Consider the following 24,470-nt stretch of genomic DNA (forward strand, 5'->3'; position numbering starts at 1 on the left):
GCATCATCGCCTTATATGTTTCCTTGGCTCAGACCCTGTGGCGAACGGTCATCAGCCCTGCCGCCGCACCGGCGAGCAGCATGGCGCAGACCATCACGAAGGCAACGCTGGAACCGGTAGCACCCAACGGGGACTCGGTCGTCCGGCCCGCGACATACTTGGCGGCCGGCTTGCCGTGATCAGTGACAGAGGCGGCGGCATCACGTTTGGGTATGCCGGTGGCAGCGCCGGCTGGCTGCTTACCATCAGTACCGTTCTGTTTGCCGCCCGAACCGTCCGGATGTTCGGTGCCGCCATGTTCGCCGTCGCCCTGATCGGGGTCCTTTGGCGCGCGAACCACAAAGGTCGCAGTCGTATCGTCGGTCGAACCGTCCACATAGGTCACGGTCACCGGGACGGTGATCGTCATGCCCGCGTCAACGGCGGTCGGCGTATAGGAGACGACGCCGGTCGCCGCATCCACTGCCGCACTTGCCGGCGCATCGGCGCCAAGCGCATAGCGCATATGGTCCACGGCCGCGAGATTGCCCGTGACGGCGTCGGTGAAGATCGGCGACTTGGATGACGCCTCGGCGCTGGACACCGCATCCGTCACGGCATATGCGGGGGTCGTCATCTCGGCGACTGGCACGTTGTACGCGAGCGTGGCCATCGGCGTCGTGGTGTCGAGACCCGTCTCGCCGACGAATTGGCGGAACATGCGCAAATGTCCCTGCGCGCTCGGATGCAGCTGCCCATCACCGAAGTCGCGGTCGGCACGCCAACCGGTCGGATCAGTTTCGAGTTCCTCATTCCACTGTGTGTACTGATCGATGAACATGCAGTCCATGCGGTCAGCGACGCGCTTCATGCGGGCCACCGAACCAGAGTCGGTACGCAGACGCGAGCGGTACGGGTCGTTCTTGGCCGGCGTGGGGCTGCGCATCACGATGACGGCGTCAGGATTTGTGGCGCGTATGGCGTTCACGATCTCTTCGAGATGCCGCTCATAGGAGTCCTGGGTCGCATCGGTGTCGTTCGTGCCGAGCTGAATCGAGATGATGTCCGGATGGTACACCTCCATGCGCTCGTGGATGTTCCTCACCGTGGAACGCCATGCCTCAGCACCAGAGTCCGCCGCCGCACCGGACACACCGGTATTGACGACGAGGTCGTTCTGACGTCCCAGATCCTCCTTGACGTACTGTTCGAACAATTGCGCGATGGATTCGTAGCCGTGCAGATGCATGGCGCCGTGCGTGATCGAATCACCCATGAACAGCCAGACGAGCGGCCTGCCGGCGTCGGCGACCTTGTCTCGGATCAGCTGCGCCTGCGCGGCATACGCATCCTGCACATGATAGGTGTTGGCGCGCGCGCCGATCGTCCACTCGCCTTCGCGGGGCGCGTATCCGTCGATCGTACCCATGACGGCATTCGTGAACTGCTTCGCGATCATCTCATGGCCTTCGGCGTTGAGCACGCCGTTGGACATGCCATGCTCAAGGAAGTCGGCGTCGTTCTGGGTGAGCGCCGTGTGATCGACGATGACGACGCGCTGCAACGACTGCGCATCAAGCTGCTTCATGGCGTCACGCGCCGCCTGCGCGTATTCCTTGACATCCTTGTCCTGATCGGCGCCGAGCACATGCGGCAGCTGCAGAGCGAAGCAGCCGTGTCCGTCGCGCATCGCGAGCGCGGCGCGCGCCATCGTCACGAGCGAACGGCTGTATGCGTCGAGTCCTTCATGTCCCTTGACGTAGTCCTCGGCACCCACCGCATAGGCGACGGCCTTTGGATGCACTTTGTCGATCAGCGATGGCAACGCGGCGGCGAAGCCTGCGGCGTCCTGTCCCGAACGGCCCGCATTGATGACGAAGCGCTGCATGCCGAAGCTGTTCGCCGCCTTCGTCCAACGTTCATACTCCTCGAAACGTCCGATGTAGTTCTGTGCGGTGCCGATGTCCGCGAACCGCCCCTCGGTCTCACGGCCGCCGCCGAACAGCCAGGTGGCGTCGCCGACCGAATTGTCGAACATCTCCTGCTGGAACACGCCGCTGCGTATGGGATCAGCCGAATCGAGGCGCTGGATCCTGACCGAAGCGATGGAACCGTGCAGACCGGGCCATGCTGCATTCGCCAGCACGCTGCCATCCGACATGCCTCCGATTGCGATGGAATCGATGTTCCCACGCCAATCCTTGTAGCCGTCCACGGCGCGACCGAAGAATGCCTGCATGAACTGGGTCGTTCCGCGCGTTCCGGACGGTGCATAGGCTATCGGCTTGCCATTGTCCACGGAGACCGTCATGCCCTGGCCCGAAAGCTGCATGACGAGATCATGGAATCGTCCGTCCGTGACTGTGACTCCGGGGATTTCCTTGTACCAGTCCGTACCACCGGCATAGCTGCCGGTCTGCAGCCACACGGTGCCGTTGCGCTGGAGAACAAGTCCTAGAGCGCTGCGCGGCGGCGTCAGCTTGCCCGTGCCGGCGGTGACGTCGGCACTGTCGGCGATCTCGAGCAGGCTGACGTAGTTGGCGGTCATGGCATCCGCCTTGAAGCGCATCGAGATCCGGATGCCTTCCGAGGACTGCATGAGTCCTCGGAAGTTCCCCATCTGATCCGCAGGCACCATGAATGCGGTACCGGCGAAGCTCGCCGCGTGTACGTCGTCGGTCCCGTAGGACAGGCCGTCCTCCATACCCACGCCGCCGGTCATCGTCGGGGCGGCGTTCTCACCGTATGCAGTGGACGCCGTCGCGGCGACAAGCGTGCCGCTCCCCAGTCCCATCATGCATAGAAGCATAAGCAGCCACAGTCCGAATCGTGATCGGCCACGGGAGGGACCCGCAGATCTTGGAATACGCATTGTACAATCTCTCCGTACATTGTATTGAATCGCCATACCGCGGTATGGCATCGCTTCGCGGTCGACGATGAGGTCGCCCGCCTTATCTCGCCTCGAATCCGAGGGTTTCAAGGAAGCGCCCAAGCGCCTCATGGTCGGGGAACACGGCGATGTCACCCAGAATGTTTCGGCATATCGAAGCGAGCGCGTCACGCACGGCCACGCGCACCGGTGCGCGACCGCCGGCAGACGAGCCAGCGTCTCCGAGCGCCGAGCGGGCCTCATCCCACAGCAAACGGAATTCAGCGAGGTCATCGGGCAGCGCATCACCGGCGGCCAATGCGTCCTCGAGTGCGCCGAGCTGCCCGACGAGGCGTCCCGGCAGCACGAACAGTCCCATCGCCTCGATGAGACCGATTGGCTCCTGCTTGACGAAGAAGTACTCAGGATGCGCATGGAAGACGCCTAGCGGATATCGCTCGCTCACTGCGTTGTTGCGTAGGATCAGGCTCATCTCGTATTCGGGCGCGTTCCCAGCATCGCTGACAAGACGCGCGATCGGCGACAGAGACGACTGCGCGGCGCCCGACGCGTCATGCGACGCGATGTCGAAACCACTATCGTCGTAGTCGGCCCACGCCGCGCGGATGCGTTCGCACACCCGCACGATGCTCGCACGGTCATGGGATCGCACGCGAACCGCGCTCGCAGGCCAGTCGATGATCTCGAGGATGGCGTCGTCGGCGTCCGGGCAGCGGTAGCGCCGCCACGTCGCCGCACGCTGCATCGGCATCGTCTCGCCGCCGCCCTGATAATGATCATGAGCGAGCACCGATCCGCCGATGCGCGGCAACGCGGCATTGCAGCCGAGGAAGTAGTCAGGGAACTGGTTGACGAAGTCAAGTAAGTTGGCGAAGGTTGACCTGTCGACGTGCATCGGCGTATGCTCGCGGTTCACGCAGATGCCGTGCTGATGGAAGTAGCCGTAGGGCGAGAACTGCCAGAACCACGGCCGGCCGTCGAGTTCGACCTCGACGGTGCGCAATGTGCGTTTGCCGCGCGCCGCGAGCCCTTCGTTCGCATGGCAGATCGTGCATTGCGCGAAGCTGCCTTCGACGCTGTTGCCGCGAGCCGCCTTGCGCATGTCCTTGAATTCCGGTTTCGCCGTATTGATCGTCACGACGAGGCCGGCTCCGTCGAAGCGCACGTTGCGCCGCAGCTGCGCGAGCTTGATGTAGCCGTTCGCGACGCCGTAGTCGTACAGCCACCGCATCGCCGCCATGTTGCCGGCGCCGGCGCGCACGTCGTCATAGACGTCCTGGATGCGCGACGGCGCCGCGGACAGCGTGCCCATGATCACGTCGTCGTCGAGGAAGACTGCGGCAGCTGACGTTGCAGCGTCGTCCGGCGTCGCGATATCCGATTCAGCCAAACCGAGCGCGGCCGCTTCCACGCGGCGCGCCGCGTCGGAGTCAAAAATCTCCAGCAGTCGGTTACGCATCCAGTCCACGTCGCGCGGATCGAGCAGCAGCCGGACGCGAGCATAGTCGGCAAGCATGTCGATGGCGCCGGGGATCGACGGCGTCTCGGCAGCGATCGTCATGGTCGTCGCCTCAGTCATCGCCGCGCTCCCCACCGGTGGCGTTCACGGCACCGTCGTCCATGATCTCGTCGATGACCGCGTGCATCTGCGGCATTCGCTCCTCCATCTCATATGCGAGCCTTACCTGCGTGCGCGCACGCACGAGGTTGTGCTCCGGGTACTTCGTCGCGAAGTAGACGTCGCCGAGCAGATAGTCGCCAAGGAACCGCATGCCGCATTCGAGCGTCATCAGCCGTGCCGCCTCGGGCAGCAGCTCGAGTTCATACGACGTCGCGGAGTCGCGGACCTCACCTAGGAATCCACGCGCATAGGCACGGAACAGCGGCAGGCTGAAATGCACTTTGCCCAGGTCCGGCTCGTCCTCAAGACCGGTCGACGCGCCGAAGCGAATCGAATCGCCGAAGTCGAAGAGCATCGAACCGGGCATCACCGTGTCGAGATCGATGATCGCACGCGGCTCACCACTGGCCGCGTCCATCAGGATGTTGTTGAGCTTCGTGTCATTGTGCGTGACACGCAGCGGCACCGTCCCGTTGGCAAGCGCGTCGACGATCCGCCCATACCCCTGCGCGCGTTCGTCAAAGAATCCGATCTCGTCGCGCACGTCCTTCGCCCTGCCGAGTGGATCGGCTGCGACGGCTGCACGGAAGTCGGCATAGCGGTGCGGAGTGTCATGGAAATGCGCGATCGTTTCGGTGAGCTGCGCGGCGTTGAAGCCGGCGAGGCGGCTCTGGAAAGCACCAAAGGCCGCCCCTGCCCGTTCGAAGATGCGCGGATCGTCGACGAGGTTGTAGGACATCGTGCCTTCGATGAAACGGTAGACGCGGAACGCGCCGCCATCGGCCGCGAGCCAGCTGCGGCCGTCTTTCGTCGGGACGATCTCAAGCGTCTCCTGACCATGCGCGTGCAGGAATCCGGTGACGAGCTCGATGTTGCGCATCAGGGCCGCCGTGTCCGGGAACACATCGGTGTTCATCCGCTGCAGAACGTAACGGGCCTTGTCGGTGACCACGAGATACGTGACGTTGATGTGCCCGTCACCGTACGGCGTGACCGACGCGGTCGTCCCGTCGATGGCGAATCTGTCCGCGATGTGTGCCAGCGCCGCCGGCTCCATGTGCCTATCCATCTTCAGCCTCCTTGTCCGTGAGATATATCGACTACTCGAGTCCCTTCCAGGCGATGGCGCTTGGCGCGAGCATGAAGTCGTCGATTGCGCCGTCCGCGCGCTGCACCTTCGTCGTCTGCATCTGATCGGTATTGTTGACGACGCAATACAGGTGCCGGTCCGGGAAGTGGGCGACCTCGCATTCCGGGTTCGTCGAACTCCATGCGGCGTAACGGTCCTCGTTGCGGCTCGCATAGAACAACGCGCGCTCGAGCAGCCGAGCGTTCGCCGCCGAATACGGCAATCCGGAGATGTAGACGCCACGTCCGCGGCCGTAGTCGTTGGCGGCGAGGCGTACGCGGCCGTCCTTGACGTCAAGCAGCGTCACGCCCTCATCAATCGGGTAGACGTTGAGGATCGGCTCACCGAAATCGACGTCGGCCGCCTCCTCGGTGATGAAGTTGGCGTCCGCGACCTCGGGCCAGTATTTGTCGACCGACAGCGTCTGGAAGCGTTCCTGGTCGACGCCGAGCACATCGGCGAGCTGGAAGAAGCGGCCCTGCCAATCAGTCGATGCCGGCTGGCCGACACCGACGAAGGCGCCGCCATCGCGCACCCAGCGGCGGATCGTCGAGACGAGGCGCGGGTCGCGCCACACGTCTCCGCCGCTGAAGGAGGTGTGCTCGGGGCCGGCGTTGATGATGACGTCGACGTCGTCGGGGATGCCCCGCTCGAGCACGTCGTCGAAGCTGATGAAGCGCACGTTGACGCGCATGCCGGAAAGCGCCTCGAGGATGCCGTAGTACGAGTAGGTCTGCTGGTTCGGCAGCGCATGCGCGACGGTGAACGCCATCCAGCTGCGCATGCGGCCCCAGCAGTTGAGGATCGCGACGTTGAGCTCGCCTTCGGCCGGCCTGCCGCCGGTACGTTCGTGGATGTCGCGGAATTCATCGGCGATCGCCGTCACCGTGTCGACGAACTTCGGGAACTTCGCGGCGAGCGAGAGGTAGCCGCCGTAGCCCATGCGCGAGATCGGCGAACGAAGGATCGCACGACGCGCCTTGCGCCAGTTGTCGAGGCCTTCAATGCTCGGATCGTTGCCCTCATGGAAGGTGTCGGGGAAGAAGTACGGCAGGAAGCGGCCTTCGGTGTAGCGCACGCCTGGGATGTCGGCGATCATGCGCAGCGTCGTGCCGTCGCCGACCGAGCCGACGACCGCATCGAGGCCGAGCTCGTCGAAGCCCTCCATGTACGGTTCGGTGCCGATCCACTGGTCGCCGAGGAACATCATCGCCTCCTTGCCGGCGGCGTGCGTCTCGTCGACGAGCTTCTTGACGTTCGCGCGAACGAAGGTCGACAGGAACGCGATCCAGTCGCGCTGCGCCTTGCGCGGGATGCGCCACGTCGAGTTGTAGCAGCCTTCATCCACGAAGTCCTCGGGGCGCAGACGGTAGCCATGCAGCGCCTCGAAGTCGTCGAGCGCGCGCGGCGAGACCGTGCATGCGCAGCCGAACCAGTCGACGATCTTCTCACGATGCTTCTGGTCGAAGATCAGCGTGAACTGGTAGAAGAAGGTCGTGAACCGCACAACGTCGGCGCGCGGGTTGTCCTTGAGCCATTGCTCGAATGTGCGGAACACGAAGTCGCGCGTCGCCGGATGGTAGATGTCGAAGGGGATTTCGTGTTCCTTGTCGCCCCAGTCGTTCGTCAGATGGTTGTACATCTCGACCGGATCCCAGATGATGTATGCGAGGAACGAGACCGTGTATTCGTGCATCGGTTCCGTTTCGCGGATCGTCACCGCGTCATGAGCGGCGTCGAAATCCCAGCGTTCCGGATCGACGACCTCGCCGGTCGTGCGGTCGACGACCTCCCAGTAGCGGCGCGGATCGGCATCACGGTTCGGCTGCAGCTGTTCGGCGTAGAAGCGCTCCATCAGGTCGACGACGACCGTGTCCGCCTCGGCGAGGACGCGCTGTGTGAGCAGATAGACCTGCGGGGTCTCGTCCATATGCAGGCTGATCCATTCGTTGTGGGCGCGCGTCGGGAAGTAGGCGCTGTAGATCTTCTTGCCAAGCTTCTGGACGGCGGCGTCAAGATGGGTGCCATCGGAATTGCGAATCGCATCGGCTCCCCACAGTTCCGCGAGACGCTTCGTCTCCGCGGCGAAGTGTTCCTCGCTCGGTATCGTGAAACGGCCAGTCGTATTCATGCTATCTCCTTGAACTATCGAATCATAAAAGATGAATTAAAATAAAGGAAATACGTGGCCGCTTGATTTCCATTGCATGGTTTCCCATACGCGGCCACGTACGTGCAATAGCTGCTATCCCCGTCAGCCCTTGACGGAACCGGCGGCGAGACCCGCGCGCCAGAAGCGCTGCAGCGTCAGGAACAGCAGAATCACCGGAAGAACGCCAAGCAACGAGCCCATCATCAGCGCACCACGATCATTGAAGGTGGCGAGCGAGACCATACCGTATAGGCCAAGCGTGACCGGATAGAGATTATCGCTGGAAAGCATCATCAACGGCAACAGGAAATTGTTCCATGCAGCGACGAACATGAACAGGAAGATCGTCACCATCGCCGGGGCGAGCAATCGCAGCACAATCGTGAAGAAGATGCGTGTCTCGCTTGCGCCATCGATGCGGGCGGCCTCAAGCAGTTCGTCGGGTACCGAGCTCTGCGCATAAACGCGTCCGAGGAAGAAACCGAACGGCGAGACGCATCCCGGGATGATCACGGCGAGCATCGTGTTGTCGAGATGCAGCGAATTGAAGATCGCATACTGCGGAATCGTCAGCAGCGCAGCCGGCATCAGCATCGCGGCCATGATGATGCCGATCGTCGTGGCCTTGCCACGGAAGCGGAATTTAGCGGTCGCATAGCCGGCCATCACTGCGACGACGGTGCCGATGGCGCCGGAGACGCACGAGTAGATCAGCGAGTTGCCGACCCAACGCCAGAAGTTGCCGCGTGTCCAGCCGAGCAGGATACCGTAGTTGTCGGCGATTGCATCAGGCAGCTCGTCAAGCGGCACCGCGAACCACAAGCCGTTGCTGCTGGTCATCTGAGACGGCGTCTTGGTCGATGCGAGGATGGCCCAGTAGATCGGGAACAGGAAATACAGCAACGCGAAGACGAGGATGACCGCGGTCAGCGTCTTCACCGCGAAGTTCGGACGCATCGAACGGGGAAGGTCATTGGCGGTCTTCTCACGAATGCGGTCTGCCTTGCGCGCTGCGCGCATCGAGCTGCGCGAGCGGGGTTTCATGGTATCGGTCATGATTCGTTGACCTTCCTTTCGATGAATGCATACGCCATTGCGAGCAGACCCGCGATGATCGCCATGACGATCGCGATTGCATTGGACGGGCCTGCGCCCTTCGGGGTCAGGAAGCCACGAGAGCTGTTGAACGCCATCATCATCGGCGTGTAGTAGTTGTTGATGCCCGGATCGGCTGTGTGCATGACCTGCGGCTCATTGAACAGCTGGATCGTGCCGACGATCGACAGCAACATTGCGAGCAGCGCGGCGCCGCGCACGTTCGGCAGCTTGACCTTCATCGCGATCTGCCAGCCGTTGGCGCCGTCGATGCGAGCCGCCTCGTACAGATCATGTGGAATAGCCTGAAGCGCCGAGAGGAAGATCAGCATATTGTAGCCGGTGAAGGTCCACGTCGTGATGTTGACCATCGAAGCGAGCACGACGTTGCTTGCGAAGAAGTCCACATGGATGCCGATGGCGGCAAGGCCTTTGACGATAGGCGAGATCTGTCCGTTGTACAGGTAGACCCAGATGATCGAAGCGATGACGCCCGGGATCGCATACGGCAGGAAGTAACCGAGACGGAAACCACCGACATGCTTGATGATGAACGAGTCGATCAGCATCGCAAGCACAAGCGCGCTGATGATCATCAGCGGCACCTGGATCACGGTGTAGATCAGTACACGCCCCATGCCGCCCCAGAACTTGTCCGAAGTGATCACATACTTGAAGTTCTCAAAACCAACGAACTTGTTGACGACCTCGCCGCCTCCATAGGCTCCACCGGTGGCGACCTGCTGGAAGAAACTCGAGTAGATCGCATAAACGATCGGGAAGACGAATACGAGCAGGAACAGGAGCACGAATGGCAGCATGAACATCCAGCCCGTTCGTTCCTCCCTGCGCGCTGCAGGCGACCTGCGTGGCCGGCGCCCGAGTTTGCCGGCCTTGGGCACCGCCCCCGACTCAGATCCGCGCGACTCCAACTCATTGGCGTCATGCAGCGTTCTGACATCGGCCGGTGTCGTCGTTGCGGTAGTCATCTCAATGCTCCTTTGCATAGTAAATATCCGAGGAGAGCGAAGAGCCTTGGGTGGGTGCCTATGGGATGCCATAGGCACCCACCCAAGGCTCTTATATGGATTCGCCCCGGGCGTCAGCAGCCGTCACAGGGCGAGAAACCGCTCGATTATTCGACCACGGAGAGGCCGGAATCCTTCAGTGTCGAGACGGATGCAGACTGGGCCGCATCGAAGACGGCGGAGACCTTGCCGGTGCCGCTGGCGGCCTTCGAAGCCGCTTCCTGCATGGACGCCCCGACCGAGGCGAAGCCCGGGATGTAAGCGAAGTTGTTCATGTTCGCGTTCGCGTCGGCGAACTCCTTCATCACGTCTTGCCCACCGTAGAATTCGGACCATGCGGCCGGGGTCTTCGCAGTGCCGGTGGAAGCGGCGACGATCAGACCCTGCGAGGTGAGGTCGTCAATCTGCGTGTTGAACCAGTCAAGGAACTCCATCGCCTGCGCCTTGTACTTGCAACCCTTCATGACCGCAACACCGGAACCGCCGTCGGGGCCGGTCTTGCCGGCGTTGTCGAACCAGTCACCGATCTGCGCGATGCGCCAATCACCCTTGCCTTTGTCCGCCATCGAATCCATCAGCAGAGGCGCCTCCCATGCGGCACCAATCGTGCCGATGAGCTCGCCCTTCTGCAGCGAGGCATCGAATGACGGGTCCCAGCGCGGATTCGTTGAGGTGGCCTTTGCATCGATGAGCTGCTGGAAGACGTTTGCGACGGCCTTGGATCCGTCGGTCTGCGTGTCCACCTTCCACGCATCGCCTTCGACCTCATACCACGGGCTCGACGCACCGGCGAGACCGGTAAGCATGTTGCCGGATTCATCGGCCTGGAAGGACATGATGTACTTCCCCTTCGCGGCAGCCGTCTTGGCCGCCGCGATGAGCTCATCCTGCGTCTTCGGCAGCGTGATGCCGAGCTCGTCAAAAGCGGTCTTGTTGTAGTAGTAGACGAGCGGGCCGGTGTCCTGCGGCAGACCGAAGGTCTTGCCGCCGATCTGCATCTGCTCGAACGGACCCTGCGCGAAATCCTTGCTGTATTGCTCGGCCTCGGAGGTGACATCCTCCATGATGCCCTTCATGTAGGCCTCCGGCAGCTCGGAGTAGCCAAGCTGCGCGAGATCCGGGGCGTTGCCCGCCTTGACATCGGTCTCCAGCTTCGTGATCATGTCCGACGCGTTTCCGTTAAACTGCGTGGCCTTGACCTGAATGTTCGGGTGGTCCTTGTTCCAGCGCGCGACAATCTCATCGACCGGTGTCATGCCCGGCTTGTTCGGCAGGCGGTGAAGATAGGTGATTGTCACCTTCTGATTCGGGTCCGCCTGCTCGGTGTCCCCGGTTTTTGCACCTGAGGCTCCGCCACCGCAACCGGAAAGCGCCATGCATAGCGCAGCGACCGCTGCGCCTCCCGCCATCAACAACCGATTCCGCTTCATAATCCCTGCACTCCTTCGTGATCAGGCGGATGGGCGTTTGGTTCACCCACCCGATTGGTTTCCTGAAGTTGCACCGCCACTTCCACCAGTGGTGATGACCTTCACGATACCGAGCATCGTCTTTTTTGTCAACTTCACTTACTTTTTAGTTCTCCAAGAGCATAATAGGCTTGAAAACGTTGATATTTCAGCGCTTTCAAGCCTAAAACTATATTGTCAACCCACTGTTCAAATGGTGTAAAGTAAGCAATAGCGTTTTCTACGAGTCGCAGCTCGCCAATGACGGCAGGCGGCGATTCCCATCCCACGAAAGGCCCGTTATGACCCACTACTTCATCTCCTCCACCCACGGCGACGACATGTGCGACGGACGGACGCCCACGACCGCCTGGCGCACGCTCTCAAAAGCCGGAACGATAGCCTTCCAGCCCGGCGACGCACTGTTGCTCGAACGCGGCGCGCATTTCGCGGGCGAGTCACTGCACCTGCACGGCGTCATCGGCGCCCCCGATGCTCCGGTGACGATCGGCTGCTACGGAGCCGAAGACGCGTCGTTGCCGCTCATCGCGTGCGACGGCAACGGACGATGGTTCGAGGATTATCGCGCGCCGATCGGCGGTCTGCCGCACCGCAATCGCGGCGAAGTCTCCACGGCCGTGCTGCTGCGCGACTGCTCATACGTCCACATGCGCGACCTCGAGATCACCAACCGACGCATCGACGACTCCGACGACCATGCCTTCAACGACCTCGAAGTGATGGATCGCACCGGCGTCGCCGTCATCGCCGAGAACGGCGGCACGTCGCGCGGTATCAGGCTGGAGCGGCTGTACATCCACGACGTGAACGGCAACATCTACGACAAGCACATGGCCAACGGCGGCATACAGATCATCGCGCACTTCCCTGAGGACGCCTCGACGATCGAGACGAACATCGCACGCTTCGACGACCTGCGCATCGCCGACAACGTCGTGCGCGACACGAGCCGCTGGGGCATCGCCGTCGGCTACACCGCCTATCTCAATCTCATCGACCACGGCGGACGCGACACCGACGGCAACTGGGACAATACCTTCGACTACGGCGACGGCACGATCGACGACGCGACGATACGCCGATACGGCGCGACGAATGTCGTCGTCGAAGGCAACCTCGTGGAACGCGCCGGCGGCGACGCGATCACCGTCATGTACTGCGACCGTCCGCTCGTACAGCGCAACGTCTCGCGTGAGGCAGCCGTCGACATCCGTGACGACGTCTACACAGCGACGACGAACGATCGAGTCGCCGCCGCGATCTGGCCATGGCGATGCAAGAACGCCCTCTTCGAGTACAACGAGGCGTATGACACGCTCAATGCGGATCACGGCAACGGCGACGGCCAGGCGTGGGACGCCGACTTCGGCGACGGCACCGAGTACCGATACAACTACTCACGCAACAATTCGGGCGGATGCATCATGTTCTGTAACGAGAAGGCCGTCAACTCGCTGTTCTACTGCAACGTCTCCGAACGCGACCTGATGGGCGCGATCGACATCCCGCGCAACCCGGACGCGGCGGTCACCGGCAACGTCTTCATCATCGCCGACGGCGCCGATCCGCTGCGCCTCGACCGCGCGGACGGCGCCGCCATCATCGAGGGCAACACCTTCATCCACACCGGGTCCGCGCCACGATGCACCGACTGGCACCCCCATGGCTCGCAAGTCGAATACGCCGGCAACGTCTACATCGGCTTTTCCACCATTCCCGAGGAGGAGCAGGGCGACGACCCCCAAGCGCCCAAACGGCGCTAAGCGACGACAACCCATCGAAGGCACCCTGACAATAACTCCATTCATCGCAGAGAGATCAAAGGACATCGTGTTCAAAGACCAATCCACGAGGCAGTTTTCACCAGAGCGTAATTATGTATACTTGATTGACATAATGTCTACGCATCGTTAATCTAGGTATCGTCGCCCATTGGCGCTGGTAGAACCTTGATGTATCGTATCGCACTATTTGAGGGTAAGGAGTAGCGATGATCGGCCCATCATTCGAACGTATTCCGACGAACATGAACACCAAAACCGTACCTTCCGATATCCGGGCACGTAATATCATGGCCGTCTTCAACCTGCTGTTCCCCGCCGCAACCGTCTCACGCAGCGAACTTGGACGCACACTCGGGCTGTCCCGCATGGCCGCCACCGATGTGACCGGCGAGATGCTCGACAATCACATCATCCGCGAAGTCGGCGAAGACACGCGTACCGGCCGCGGCAAGCGTTCAGTCATGCTTGCAATCGATACCGCTTTCTGGCGCATCATCACGATCGACCTGTCGCAGCAGTATCTGCTCCAAGGCGCACTCGTCGATCTCGGCGGCCGCATCATTGAGCGCATGGAGACACCAATAGAGGACTGCGCCAACATCTCGATCGCACTGATCGCCGAACTTGCACGGAAGCTGATGGCCGTATCCTCGCAGCCGATCCTCGGATTGGGGGTCGCCGTCCCCGGAGTCGTCAACCATGAGGGCACCGTCGTCGATGCCGTGCAGCTCGGATGGAAGGACGTGCCGCTGCATGACGAGCTGCGCGACATGCTTGACCTGCCGGTACTCGTCGGCAACGCAACGAACGCGGCCCTTGTCGCGGAACGGTTCTTTGGTGAAGGCGGCGCCGATTCCATGCTCATCCGCATTGGCGCCGGCGTAGGTGCAAGCTTATGCATCAATGGTGAGATCGTGGACGGGGCGACCTGTATGGCCGGCGAAATCGGCCATGTCGTCGTCGACCCGGAGGGTCCAGGCTGCGCGTGCGGCAAACGCGGCTGCCTTGAGGCATATCTTTCGACGAACAATCTATACGCTCAGATCGCCAGCGATCCCGCGCACCGCACCGAAATCCTCACCGGCGCCGGACAGCTGCTCGGCCGCGTCATGGCGATGCCGCTCGGACTGCTCAACCTGCACGACGTGACGGTCGACGCCCCCGCGGACATCGCTGGCGAGACTTTCATTCATGCGATGGGCGGCGAATTGAGCGCCGCGTTGAACACCCAGTATATGACGATCCCGTTGCTGCATCGCTGCCAGGTGGGACCAAACGCATCCCTGCGGGGTCAAGCCATCAGCGTATTGCGGCGCCTCGTTCCACATATCCGCCAACTATCCACCCGTATGCATACCGCACACGACGAGTGAGGAAGCGCCTCACTCCCCTCATCCACAACAAAGGAGTTGTCATGACAGGTTCCCCGAACACCCCGCCGTCGCTCATCGGCATCGACGTGGGAGGCACGAAGATCGCGGGCATCGCGATCGCGGTGCCGGACCCCTCGGGATTCGGCGATGTACACGTCCTTGCACAGTCCAACCGCCCGGCGCGCCGCGGAGCCGACGCGCTCGTCGCCGACACTATCGTCATCATCGATGAACTTATAGCGCAGCTTCCCTCCAATGCCGGCGATGTTTGCGCGATAGGCATCGGCACGCCGGGCACCGTGGACGGCTCGACCGGCGATGTGCGCGATATCGCGAATCTGTCTATCGACTACGTGCCTCTTGCGAGTGCCGTGCGCGAACACTTCCAGCTGCCGACGGTCGTTGAGAACGACGTCAACGCGGCCGCGGTCGGCGCGGCACGTCTCGTCGAGGCCGGCGCCGCGGACAGACAGACCATCGCGTTCCTCAACCTCGGCACGGGTCTTGCAGCCGGCATCATCCGCAACGGTGGGCTTGACCATGGTTCAAGCAACACGGTCGGCGAAATCGGCCACATACCGGTCGAGCCCCACCATTGGCTCTGCGCCTGCGGACAGCGCGGCTGCCTCGAGACCGCCGGCAGCGGAGGCGCGGCGAAACGCCTATGGCCGTATGCGGATCCTCCGATGCCGAATATCCTTGCCGTGGCTGCCAACAACGCACACCCCCGTCACCGGCAGGCCATCGAGACCCGCGACACGATCATCACCGCGGTTGCAGACACGATCGATGTGCTTGCCCTGACCGTCGACCCGGATGTCATCATTATTGGCGGCGGCATGGCCCGAACCGGCGCGCCACTGCTCGATGCAATCCGGACGGAGCTGCGCCGCCGGGGCCAGAACAGCGGATTCATCCACGCTCTCAATCTGCCGGCGCGTCTGCGCCTTGCGCCGACCGAACTGCCGGTGGGTGCGATAGGGGCGGCCCTCACCGCCCAATCTCTGCCGACTGGCGCATAACACACACCCTCCTCCGGCTGTGCCGTCCGTCATGATACCCCCGGACGCCCGGCATCATGGCCGCAGCCATACACATCCGTTGCCATCGCTCTGCGGCCCTCGGCGTTGACACGACCATCCATCCAACGAACACAATAAACAGCACCAATCAAACAAAGGAGCGTCATCATGACGGAGATCATCATCACGGAGTCCCAGCAGCAGGCGGGCGCGATCTACGCGAAGTGCGTGGCCGACCTCATCGAACGCAAGCCGGACTGCGTGCTCGGCCTTGCAACCGGATCAAGTCCGCTCGCCGCCTACCGCGAACTCGCGAAGACAATCCACGAACGCGGCCTCGACGTCTCGCGGGTGCGTGGCTTTTCGCTCGACGAGTACGCGGGCCTCGACCCGAGGCATCCGGAGTCGTATCACAGCGTCATCGAGCGCACCGTCGTCGAGCCGCTCGGCCTCGACCCGGAGCTCGTGCATGTGCCGAACGGCGATCTCGCGACGATCGAGCATGCCGGCGCGGCCTACGACGCGGCCATCGAAGCGGCCGGCGGCATCGACGTGCAGATCCTCGGCATCGGCACCGACGGTCATATCGGCTTCAACGAGCCGGGATCGTCGCTCGCCTCGGGCACGCGCATCAAGACGCTCACCGAACAGACGCGCATCGACAACGCGCGCTTCTTCGACGGCGACGTCGATCAGGTGCCGACGCACTGCATCACACAGGGCATCGGCACGATCATGAAGGTGCGCCATCTCGTGCTGCTCGCGTTCGGCGACGGCAAGGCCGAGGCGATCGCCGAGACGGTCGAGGGCGGCGTCTCGTCGTTCTGCCCGGCGAGCGCGCTGCAGCTGCACCCGCACGCGACCGTCATCGTCGACGAGCAGGCGGCGGCGCGACTGCGCAACAAGGACTACTACCGTTACGCGTACATGCACAAGCCGTCATGGCAGGGCATCTGAGGGCGCCCGCGCCTGCCAGCCGACCATGCGGAACACGGAGATGACGATCATGCATCAGGACAGCGCATCAGCACTTCCCAGTATCCCGACGGCAACACGCGAACGCGCCGCGGTCGCCGAACAAATCGCACGTTCCTTCACCCGTCCGCCTGAAACCTTCGGCATCGTCAACGCCACGCGCATCGACGCACGCGGCATCGTCCCCGACAGCTGGGTCATCTGCTCGGACGGCGTCATCGTCGATGAAGGCACGACGACGTCGGATTTCACGACGGCCGCCGCACGGTATCACGTCGGGGGTGCGTCCCGCATCGACGCGCACGGCATGCTGCTGACGCCGGGATACGTGGACATCCATGCGCACGGCGCATGGGGCATGTCCTTCGACGACGGCGCCGACGGCATCCGCATCGCGCGCGCCGGCCATATGATGCACGGCACGACGCGGCAGGTCTGCAGCCTCATCACGAATCCCTTCGACGTCATGGCCGCGAACCTGCGCAATGTGCGCGACGCGATGCGCGAGCGACCTGACATCCTCGGCGCGCATCTGGAGGGTCCGTTCCTCTCGCCGCTGCACAAGGGCGCGCATGATCCCGCGTGCCTGTGCGACCCGACGCCGGAGCATGTCGAGACATTGCTCGACGCCGCCGACGGCTGCCTGCGGCAGATCACGAGCGCGCCGGAGCTGCCGCACGCGATGCGGGCGATCGGCATGTTCGCGAACGCCGGCGTCGTCGCGGCCGTCGGACACACCGACGCCGACTACATGACGGCCGTGCGCGCCTTCGACGCCGGCGCACGACTGATGACGCATCTGTTCAATGCGATGCCGTCGCTGCACCATCGCAAGCCAGGACCGATCCCGGCGGCCGTCGAGGATCCGCGCGTCGCGATCGAACTGATCAACGACGGCTTCCATGTGCAGGACCCGGTGCTGCGCATGGCGCTCGGCTTCGCACCGCGCCGCACCGTCTTCGTCACCGACGCGATGGCGGCGACCGATTGCCCGGACGGCGCCTACAAACTCGGCGGACTGGATGTGCGGGTCGTCGGCGGCCACGCCCGTCTCGTCTCGAACGGCGCGATCGCCGGGTCGACGCTGCTGCTCGAGGGCGCCGTGCAACGTGCGGTGCTCGAGCTGGGCATGGCGCCGGCCGACGCCGTCGCGGCGGCGACGCTCGTCCCGGCGCAGGTCTTCGGCTTCGACCGTCCGAACGCCGTCACCGATGCGCCGCTCGGCCTGATATGCCGTGGCTATGCGGCCGACGTGCTGCTGCTCGACCCCGCCGACTGGGCGGTCCGGCACGTCTGGTGCGCCGGACGCCGGCAACGGTAGGCCCGCGGGTCGGGCCGCACCCGGTTCCATAACGGGCATAATGCGAAGGCCTTGCATGCAGCCGCCACGCTGCCTGCAAGGCCTTCGTTATGCGAGGTCGGCGCCGAGGCGCGAACCGTCAGTCCTTGGCGGTGACCCGCATCACGATGAACGAGGTGACCAGCACCACGATGACCGCGCCAATAAGCGAGGGGAAGATCGCCATGCCGCCGAGCTGCGGCCCCCAGCTGCCGAAGATCGCCTGACCGAGCGATGAACCCACAAGACCGGCGATGATGTTGGCGATCCAACCCATCGATCCGCTGCGGTTGGTGATCGCGCCGGCGATCGCGCCGATGATCGCGCCTACGATGAGCGTCCAAATCCAATACATAATGTGCTTCCTTTACATCTTGCCAAAGTCCCGAAAACCTTGAACTATCTTCCACAGTACGGGGCCGGGGCGCGCTTCGCCCGCAATCATGCGGTTTTCCGCTACCGCGGCAAAATCACGTAACGCTCAGGTCGGGCTGCTACACATATTGTTGCGTTCGTGGTGGCCGCAAGGACACGGATGCAACAGGCCCCATTTCGTTCGCATTTCCCATCAACCGCGGCAAAAACCGGATGCAACGAACCTTCATTGCGCCCTGCCTCCCACCGATCGCAGCGGCGCCGGATACGGACGTGTCAGTGCTGCTGCGGCGCCTGCCGCCCCACCTCGTCCAAAGCGGCGTTGAAGGCGTCGCTCGTCCAACTGGCGCCGGCGATCTTGTCGGCCTTCAGATCCTTGATCGGTTTGCCGGTGACGACTCCCGGCACCTCCTTGGCGAAGGCCTCCTGATGCCCGCGCGAGATGGACGTGAACGGATGTCCGACGACGCGCACATCGTGTACGAGGCCGTCGCGCACGCCGACGTACACGTCTATCGTGTCCTCGCCGACGGGGCCGCACTGCCCGATCGCCGCGTAATCGCCGTCCGCGTACGCGGCGGCCGGATCCGCGGCGATGTCATCCGCATCCGACTCCTTGTCGTCGCAACACGACTTGCCGACGGAATCGGACATCGTCTCTCCGGAATCGCCTGCGAACTCGTCATCCATCGGCCGCGCGCTGGGTTCGCCACATCCGGACAACATCATCAGACCGGGCGCCGACAGTGCCGTCAACGCCATCAGTTGCTTCGAGGTTTTCATGCCGTTCCCTTTCCTTGGATGGTTGTGGACGCCGGGCGCATGGACGCGTTCAGACCTCGGCGCCGCCCGTCTTGGCTGCTTTCGTCGGATCGGCGACCGCGCTGTTCGTCGTCGACCCCGATCGGCTCGCCGCGTCCTTCCCTATCTTCGATTGCCTCGTGCTCGACGAGGCCGGACATCTGAAGACGTCGGCGCACTTCCCCGCCGAGCTCTACACCACGAAGCCCGACCGTACAGTGTGAGCGCGGGAGCATCCGCTCCACGGCGCAGTCGCATAAACCCAAATCCGGACCGCGCCATGCATGCCCGCGTCCGACTCGGCCCCATCCGTGTTTCCCGCCATCTGCGGCGTCCATGGATGCGACGGAGACATGTTTGGTCCGTTTTTTGGTCTGAAAACGGTGCCGGAAATTAGACCGTCATGCGCAGGTAACACAGCGAACCTAGCTTGCCCTCCATACCCGCCGGATGCCGCACCACGGACCAAAGCACCGTCCGAGACCGCGGCCTTCCGGCAACGTTTCCGAACCGAACGGAGGGCACGATGGCCGCGAAAACCACGATTCTCGACATGAACCGATTCGACGGCGCGAATCTGGATACGCTCGACGCCCATAAACGCTCGCTGATCGAGCGCCGCACGGCCCTCGGCAACGGCTACCGCCTCTTCTACCGCGATCCGATCGAGATCGTGCGCGGCGTCGGTTCCCACGTCTTCGACGAACATGGCACCGATTATCTGGACGCCTACAACAACGTCGTCTCGGTGGGCCACTGCCATCCGCATGTCGTCGAGGCGGTCAGCCGGCAGGCGTCGCTGCTCAATACCCATACCCGCTATCTGCATGAGACGATCCTCGACTATTCGGAGGCGCTGCTCGCGAAGCTGCCTGCGCAAATCGACCGCATCACCTACCAATGCACCGGCTCCGAGGCCAACGACCTGGCGATCCGCATCGCCCGCAACTACACCGGAGGCCAGGGCATCATCGTGACGCGCGAAGCGTACCACGGCAACACCGACCTCATCTCCGGCTTCTCCCCGTCGATCGGCATGGGGCAGGAGCTCTCCCCGTCCTGCGGCCTGCTGCCGACGCCGGACACGCACATCCATGGAGACGAGGCGATCGGCGACTACATCGTCGCGAAACTCAAGGAGCGCATCGTCGCGATGCGTGCCGACGGCATCAAGTTCGCCGGCCTGCTCGTCGACTCGATCTTCTCCTCCGACGGCATCTTCCCCGGCAAAGCCGGCTGGCTCAGGAAGGTCGCCGACGCGGTGCACGAGGAAGGCGGCCTCTATATCGCCGATGAGGTGCAACCAGGCTTCTGCCGCACCGGCGAGGCCTTCTGGGGATTCGCCCGCCACGGCTTCGTCCCCGACATCGTGACGATGGGCAAGCCGATGGCCAACGGCATCGCCTGTTCGGCCACGGCGGTGCGCCACGAGATCCTCGACGCCTTCACCGCGAAGATCCCGTACTTCAACACCTTCGCAGGCAACCCGGTCGCGATGGCCGCGGCGAAGGCGACGCTCGAGGTGATGGACGACGAGGACCTGATGGGCAACGCGAACCGCATCGGCTCGATGTTCGTCTCCCAGCTCGAAGGCCTCGCCGTCGACCATCCGGCGATCGCCGACGTACGCGGCGCGGGCCTGTACATCGGCGTCGAGTTCGACGACCCCGCCACCGGCGATCCGCTGAGCGTCGAGACGCTCGAACTCATCGAGCAGATGCGCCGCCGCCATGTGCTCACGTCGAACTGCGGATCGTATGGCAACATCCTCAAGATCCGCACGCCGCTCGTCTTCAGCGCCGCCGACGTCGACCGCTACATGACGGCATTGCAGGATTCGCTCGCCGCAATCGGCATCTGATACGCCGACACGCACATCACACGAGACACAAGACACGGGAGGTCATCATGGGAAAACTGGACGGCAAAACCGCCATCGTCACCGGCGCATCGAAAGGCATCGGATCGGGCATCGCGCAGGTCTTCGCGCAACAGGGCGCGAAGGTCGTCCTCGCCGCCCGCGGCGACGACGTGCTCGCGCTCGCCGACACGCTGCGGAAGGCCGGATACGAGGCGACCGGCGTGCGATGCGACGTGACCGATCCGCAGGATTGCGCACGCCTTGTGCAGACCGCAATCGACGCCTACGGCCGCGTCGACGTCCTCGACTGCAACGCCGGCATCTGCCTGCTCGGCGCGTTCCTCGACGCCGACGACGCATGGCGCGACGCGCACATCGACGTCAACATCAACGGCGTATGGAACATGTGCAAGGCCGCCATCCCGGCGATCATCGACGCCGGCGGGGGCGCCGTCGTCATCACGTCGTCCGTCACCGGCGACCTCGTCGCCGACCCCGGCGAAGCGGCCTACGCGATGACGAAAGCCGCGCTCGTGGGACTGACGAAGGCGCTCGCGCGCGAATTCGCCGAGCAGCGGATCCGCGTCAACTGCATATGCCCCGGCTACATCCGCACACCGCTCGTCGAGGGCATGGCCGCGCAGTCCGATCCGGACGACCCCGGGCGCGCGATCGACGCGATCGCGGGCGCCGTGCCGCTCGGGCGTCTCGGCACACCGCAGGAATGCGGCGAGCTGTGCGCGTTCCTCGCGAGCGACGAGGCGAGCTACATCACCGGCACGCAGGTGGTCATCGACGGCGGCTCCACGCTTCCCGAGACCACGTCGATGGGACAGTGACGACCCGCGAGATCCGCACCGCGGCATGCACCGCCGCCACCACAACCACCCTCGGGAAGGAGGATCCATGTCCGTATTCGAGAACACCGCGATCTTCGATGACGTCGCCGACCAGGCCATCCGCGCCTATCCGTTGAGCGCGCACGCGCACGCGCGTCTGCTGCAGCTATCGGAGAACGCCACCTACCTCGTCGAGGACGCGCACGGCGCGCCCGAAGGAATCCTGCGCGTGGGGCGTCCCGGCTACCACACGCTCGAGGAGTACCGCAGCGAGATGGCATGGCTGCGTCAGATCAACGACTACACGCCGCTTGTCGTGGCCAATCCGCTGCGCGCCGCCGACGGTTCGGACATCCAGATCGTTCGCGCCGGCGACGGCGACGACTACTGCTGCGTCATGTACGAGTTCCTGACCGGGCAGGCCCCGGACGAGAACAACGAGGCGACGGCGGTCCGCCAGTTCCGCGCGCTCGGCGAGACGACCGCGTACCTGCACCGGCAGACCGGGATCTGGAACGGCGCACGCCAGCTGACGCGCTGGCACTGGACCTACGAGACGATCCTCGGCGACAAGGCGATCTGGGGCGACTGGCGTGCGATGCCGGGACTGACGGCGGCGGACGTCGACCAGTTCGCCCGCTGCTGCGAGGTGATCCGGCGCCGACTCGAACGCTACGGACGCAGCGAGCACAACTACGGCCTGATCCATGCGGACCTGCGCGTCGCCAACCTGCTCGTCGAGGGCGAGCAGATCAAGGCCATCGATTTCGACGACTGCGGCTTCGGCTGGTATCTGCACGATCTCGCGAGCGCGCTGTCGTTCATCGAGACGAAGCCTATCGTCCCCGACCTCGTCAACGCGTGGCTCGACGGCTACCGCACCGTCATGCCGTTCACCGACACCGACTTCATGGAGATCGACACGTTCATCATGATGCGCAGGCTGCAGCTCATGGCCTGGATCGGATCCCATCTCGACTCCGACCCGGTCAAGGAGCTCGCCGACGGCTACATCGACGGCACCACGGAGCTCGCCGACCGCTATCTGCGGCTCTTCGGCTGAGGCGCCGCCGTCCACCCATCCGATCGTTCCGACCGGCCCATCCATTTCCATCCATATCCACCATCGACCACCTCCAGGAACCATCCATGAGATAAGAGCAGAGAGGAGCAGGCCATGTCTGCCACCACGAAATCCACCTCGATCGAGGCGAAACAATCAGGAGCCACCGGCGTCGACGAACGGGCCGGCGGAGGGCTGAAGAAGAGCCTTCGCCTGTTGTTCGTCTACACGCTGGCCACCGGCGCGATCTTCACGTTCGTCTGTTACTGGGACGGCATCTTCCTGTCCTACTGCGGACCCGGCACCTGGCTCGGCTTCCTGCTGATGACGGCGATGGTGCTGCCGATCGGCTTCGTCTACGCGGAGCTGTCGACGATGCTGCCGAGCACCGGCTCATGCCTCGTGTTCAACACGGTCGGCATGAACAAGCATGCGGGGTTCTGGTCCGCGTGGCTCATCATGTGCGCATGGCTCGCCGTGCCCGCCGCGGGCGTGCTCGGCATCCTCGAATGGCTCAACTACCAGTTCCTCGATTACGGATTGAACGGATCCTATGCCGTCATCGTCGGCGCCGTGCTCCTGTGTCTGTGGTGCCTTGTGAGCCTGTGCAAGAACGTCGTCGCGGGCGGCCTGCAGACGGCTATGCTGTTCATCGCGATCGGCGGCCTTCTCATCACCGCCGGCCTGTTCTTCTTCTCCGGCCATTGGAGCCTGTCCAACTTCTCGTCGTTCTTCGCCAACGCGAACGCCGGCGACTACGGCATCGGCTTGGGCTGGATCATCGGCTGCGCGTTCCTGATCACGCCGTATTTCGGCTTCGAGACGGTGCCGGCGATGGTCGAGGAAGGCACGTTCCCGATCAAGGACCAGAAGAAGGCGATCCTCGGCTCGGTGCTCACCTGCGGCATCATCTACGCGATCTTCTACCTCGCCGAGGCCGGCTGCATCGACTGGAACGCCTACGCCTTCGACAGCGCGCCCTTCGTCACGTTCGAGACGCTCAAGCTCATGTTCCCGGGCGCCGGCTGGATGAGCTGGTTCGTCGTCGCCCTCGGCGTCTTCGGCGTCGTCTTCCCGATCGGCACGTCGGTGCTCGGCTTCTGGTATTCGGCGGTACGCATGCTCTTCGCGATGGGACGCCAGAACTTCCTTCCGAAGGCCTTCGCCAAGTGCAACCGCTACGGCCAGCCGATCATCCCGAACGTGCTCATCCTCGCGATCAGCATCGGCTTCCTCGCGATGCAGTCGATCACCGCGTTCTTCGATCTGATGGCATTCGCCTGCGCGATCTGCTACGCGATGAGCAGCATCTCGGCGATCCTCCTCGACGTGCGCCATCCCGAATGGGAACGCCCGTACCGTGCGCCGGGCGGCATGGCGATGAAGATCGCCTCGCTGATCATCTCGCTGACCGTCGCCGTGTTCTGCTGCATCGGCATCGGCGTGCAGACGTGGGTCGGCTTCGCCGGATACATGGGCGTCGGCTTCGTGCTCTGGTGCACGATGCTCGCCAAGTGGCGCGTCAAGGGCAAGGATTCGACCGTCTGGATGCGCACGCCGGCCGGCGTCATCGAATACTGACACCGCCCCCTCCCAAGCCCGGGCGCCGCACATCCCTCTCGTGCGACGTCCGCCTTCCGCTATCCGCACATGACGAACACGATGAACACGG

The 24,470-nt window shown here is 63.5% G+C and carries 20 protein-coding genes; 10 read left to right on the top strand and 10 right to left on the bottom strand.

The genetic code is table 11. The annotated features are described in order from the left end of the window. Positions 1 to 28: 28 nt before the first annotated feature. The 8 genes from B1400_RS10090 to B1400_RS09615 form a co-directional block, all read right to left on the bottom strand. Positions 29 to 2,983, bottom strand: coding sequence for a GDSL-type esterase/lipase family protein (locus B1400_RS10090; protein WP_095613055.1), 2,955 nt, complete (start codon positions 2,981 to 2,983; stop codon positions 29 to 31). Continuing rightward, positions 2,934 to 4,451 carry a galactose-1-phosphate uridylyltransferase gene (locus B1400_RS03415; protein WP_095613096.1) on the bottom strand — a complete coding sequence of 506 codons (1,518 nt, stop codon included), beginning with the start codon at positions 4,449 to 4,451 and terminating at the stop codon, positions 2,934 to 2,936. The genes B1400_RS10090 and B1400_RS03415 overlap by 50 nt, the downstream gene beginning before the upstream one ends. Beyond that, the gene (locus tag B1400_RS03420; protein WP_095613056.1) at positions 4,444 to 5,562 is read right to left on the bottom strand and encodes a phosphotransferase enzyme family protein; all 1,119 of its coding nucleotides are present in this window, start codon (positions 5,560 to 5,562) and stop codon (positions 4,444 to 4,446) included. Before B1400_RS03420 ends, B1400_RS03415 begins: the two co-directional genes overlap by 8 nt. Before the next feature lie 31 nt (positions 5,563 to 5,593). Further along, the gene (gene gnpA, locus B1400_RS03425; RefSeq protein ID WP_095613057.1) at positions 5,594 to 7,753 is read right to left on the bottom strand and encodes a 1,3-beta-galactosyl-N-acetylhexosamine phosphorylase; all 2,160 of its coding nucleotides are present in this window, start codon (positions 7,751 to 7,753) and stop codon (positions 5,594 to 5,596) included. Between the two features lie 123 nt (positions 7,754 to 7,876). Beyond that, complete coding sequence (locus B1400_RS03430; protein ID WP_407641063.1) at positions 7,877 to 8,794, bottom strand: carbohydrate ABC transporter permease; 918 nt, start codon at positions 8,792 to 8,794, stop codon at positions 7,877 to 7,879. Positions 8,795 to 8,826: 32 nt separating this feature from the next. Further along, a complete protein-coding gene (locus B1400_RS03435) occupies positions 8,827 to 9,696 on the bottom strand; it encodes a carbohydrate ABC transporter permease (RefSeq protein ID WP_235607303.1) in 870 nt (289 codons plus the stop codon). A gap of 308 nt (positions 9,697 to 10,004) precedes the next feature. Next, positions 10,005 to 11,330 (bottom strand): ABC transporter substrate-binding protein, encoded by a 1,326-nt coding sequence (locus tag B1400_RS03440; RefSeq protein ID WP_201260188.1) that lies wholly within the window; start codon positions 11,328 to 11,330, stop codon positions 10,005 to 10,007. 131 nt (positions 11,331 to 11,461) lie between these two features. Continuing rightward, positions 11,462 to 11,635 (bottom strand): hypothetical protein, encoded by a 174-nt coding sequence (locus tag B1400_RS09615; RefSeq protein WP_157909628.1) that lies wholly within the window; start codon positions 11,633 to 11,635, stop codon positions 11,462 to 11,464. 12 nt (positions 11,636 to 11,647) lie between these two features. Between B1400_RS09615 and B1400_RS03445 the strand changes: the two genes are divergently transcribed. The 5 genes from B1400_RS03445 to nagA all read left to right on the top strand — a co-directional run bounded on the left by B1400_RS03445 (position 11,648) and on the right by nagA (position 17,841). After that, entirely contained in the window at positions 11,648 to 13,129 is a 1,482-nt protein-coding gene (locus tag B1400_RS03445) for a right-handed parallel beta-helix repeat-containing protein (protein WP_095613061.1), read from the top strand. Between the two features lie 308 nt (positions 13,130 to 13,437). Continuing rightward, on the top strand, positions 13,438 to 14,523 hold the full coding sequence (locus tag B1400_RS03450) for an ROK family protein (RefSeq protein ID WP_095613097.1): 1,086 nt from the start codon (positions 13,438 to 13,440) through the stop codon (positions 14,521 to 14,523). A 41-nt stretch (positions 14,524 to 14,564) separates the two neighbouring features. Continuing rightward, positions 14,565 to 15,545, top strand: a complete 981-nt coding sequence (locus B1400_RS03455) for an ROK family protein (RefSeq protein ID WP_095613062.1) — start codon at positions 14,565 to 14,567, stop codon at positions 15,543 to 15,545. A 168-nt stretch (positions 15,546 to 15,713) separates the two neighbouring features. Next, complete coding sequence (gene nagB / locus B1400_RS03460) at positions 15,714 to 16,502, top strand: glucosamine-6-phosphate deaminase (protein WP_095613063.1); 789 nt, start codon at positions 15,714 to 15,716, stop codon at positions 16,500 to 16,502. A gap of 49 nt (positions 16,503 to 16,551) precedes the next feature. Beyond that, a complete protein-coding gene (gene nagA, locus B1400_RS03465) occupies positions 16,552 to 17,841 on the top strand; it encodes an N-acetylglucosamine-6-phosphate deacetylase (protein ID WP_095613098.1) in 1,290 nt (429 codons plus the stop codon). A 118-nt stretch (positions 17,842 to 17,959) separates the two neighbouring features. Here the strand turns inward: nagA and B1400_RS03470 are convergent, their stop codons facing one another. Further along, positions 17,960 to 18,214, bottom strand: a complete 255-nt coding sequence (locus B1400_RS03470; protein ID WP_095613064.1) for a GlsB/YeaQ/YmgE family stress response membrane protein — start codon at positions 18,212 to 18,214, stop codon at positions 17,960 to 17,962. Between the two features lie 296 nt (positions 18,215 to 18,510). Next, positions 18,511 to 19,017, bottom strand: a complete 507-nt coding sequence (locus B1400_RS03475; RefSeq protein ID WP_095613065.1) for an FMN-binding protein — start codon at positions 19,015 to 19,017, stop codon at positions 18,511 to 18,513. Positions 19,018 to 19,088: 71 nt separating this feature from the next. On the opposite strand from B1400_RS03475, the gene B1400_RS09620 reads away from it, so the two are divergent. The 5 genes from B1400_RS09620 (at position 19,089) to B1400_RS03495 (ending at position 24,379) form a co-directional block, all read left to right on the top strand. Continuing rightward, the gene (locus B1400_RS09620) at positions 19,089 to 19,259 is read left to right on the top strand and encodes a hypothetical protein (RefSeq protein WP_157909629.1); all 171 of its coding nucleotides are present in this window, start codon (positions 19,089 to 19,091) and stop codon (positions 19,257 to 19,259) included. A 302-nt stretch (positions 19,260 to 19,561) separates the two neighbouring features. Further along, the gene (locus B1400_RS03480) at positions 19,562 to 20,896 is read left to right on the top strand and encodes an aspartate aminotransferase family protein (RefSeq protein WP_095613066.1); all 1,335 of its coding nucleotides are present in this window, start codon (positions 19,562 to 19,564) and stop codon (positions 20,894 to 20,896) included. A gap of 47 nt (positions 20,897 to 20,943) precedes the next feature. After that, complete coding sequence (ucpA, locus tag B1400_RS03485) at positions 20,944 to 21,735, top strand: SDR family oxidoreductase UcpA (RefSeq protein WP_095613067.1); 792 nt, start codon at positions 20,944 to 20,946, stop codon at positions 21,733 to 21,735. Between the two features lie 67 nt (positions 21,736 to 21,802). Further along, positions 21,803 to 22,798: a phosphotransferase enzyme family protein gene (locus B1400_RS03490; protein WP_095613068.1), complete on the top strand. Its 996-nt coding sequence runs from the start codon at positions 21,803 to 21,805 to the stop codon at positions 22,796 to 22,798. Positions 22,799 to 22,912: 114 nt separating this feature from the next. Next, positions 22,913 to 24,379, top strand: coding sequence for an APC family permease (locus B1400_RS03495; protein ID WP_095613069.1), 1,467 nt, complete (start codon positions 22,913 to 22,915; stop codon positions 24,377 to 24,379). Positions 24,380 to 24,470: the final 91 nt, after the last annotated feature.

It is taken from the genome of Bifidobacterium italicum (genome assembly GCF_002286915.1).
Taxonomy (GTDB): domain Bacteria; phylum Actinomycetota; class Actinomycetes; order Actinomycetales; family Bifidobacteriaceae; genus Bifidobacterium; species Bifidobacterium italicum.

Coding starts and splice junctions, on each gene's coding strand:
- B1400_RS10090 (WP_095613055.1), bottom strand. CDS start 2,983: ATGAGGCGCTTGGGCGCTTCCTTGAAACCCTCGGATTCGAGGCGAGAT.
- B1400_RS03495 (WP_095613069.1), top strand. CDS start 22,913: ATGTCTGCCACCACGAAATCCACCTCGATCGAGGCGAAACAATCAGGA.
- B1400_RS03430 (WP_407641063.1), bottom strand. CDS start 8,794: ATGCGCGCAGCGCGCAAGGCAGACCGCATTCGTGAGAAGACCGCCAAT.
- nagB (WP_095613063.1), top strand. CDS start 15,714: ATGACGGAGATCATCATCACGGAGTCCCAGCAGCAGGCGGGCGCGATC.
- B1400_RS03420 (WP_095613056.1), bottom strand. CDS start 5,562: ATGGATAGGCACATGGAGCCGGCGGCGCTGGCACACATCGCGGACAGA.
- B1400_RS03455 (WP_095613062.1), top strand. CDS start 14,565: ATGACAGGTTCCCCGAACACCCCGCCGTCGCTCATCGGCATCGACGTG.
- nagA (WP_095613098.1), top strand. CDS start 16,552: ATGCATCAGGACAGCGCATCAGCACTTCCCAGTATCCCGACGGCAACA.
- B1400_RS03480 (WP_095613066.1), top strand. CDS start 19,562: ATGGCCGCGAAAACCACGATTCTCGACATGAACCGATTCGACGGCGCG.
- B1400_RS03435 (WP_235607303.1), bottom strand. CDS start 9,696: ATGTTCATGCTGCCATTCGTGCTCCTGTTCCTGCTCGTATTCGTCTTC.
- B1400_RS03445 (WP_095613061.1), top strand. CDS start 11,648: ATGACCCACTACTTCATCTCCTCCACCCACGGCGACGACATGTGCGAC.
- B1400_RS03415 (WP_095613096.1), bottom strand. CDS start 4,451: ATGACTGAGGCGACGACCATGACGATCGCTGCCGAGACGCCGTCGATC.
- ucpA (WP_095613067.1), top strand. CDS start 20,944: ATGGGAAAACTGGACGGCAAAACCGCCATCGTCACCGGCGCATCGAAA.
- B1400_RS03470 (WP_095613064.1), bottom strand. CDS start 18,214: ATGTATTGGATTTGGACGCTCATCGTAGGCGCGATCATCGGCGCGATC.
- B1400_RS03490 (WP_095613068.1), top strand. CDS start 21,803: ATGTCCGTATTCGAGAACACCGCGATCTTCGATGACGTCGCCGACCAG.
- B1400_RS03450 (WP_095613097.1), top strand. CDS start 13,438: ATGGCCGTCTTCAACCTGCTGTTCCCCGCCGCAACCGTCTCACGCAGC.
- B1400_RS03475 (WP_095613065.1), bottom strand. CDS start 19,017: ATGAAAACCTCGAAGCAACTGATGGCGTTGACGGCACTGTCGGCGCCC.
- gnpA (WP_095613057.1), bottom strand. CDS start 7,753: ATGAATACGACTGGCCGTTTCACGATACCGAGCGAGGAACACTTCGCC.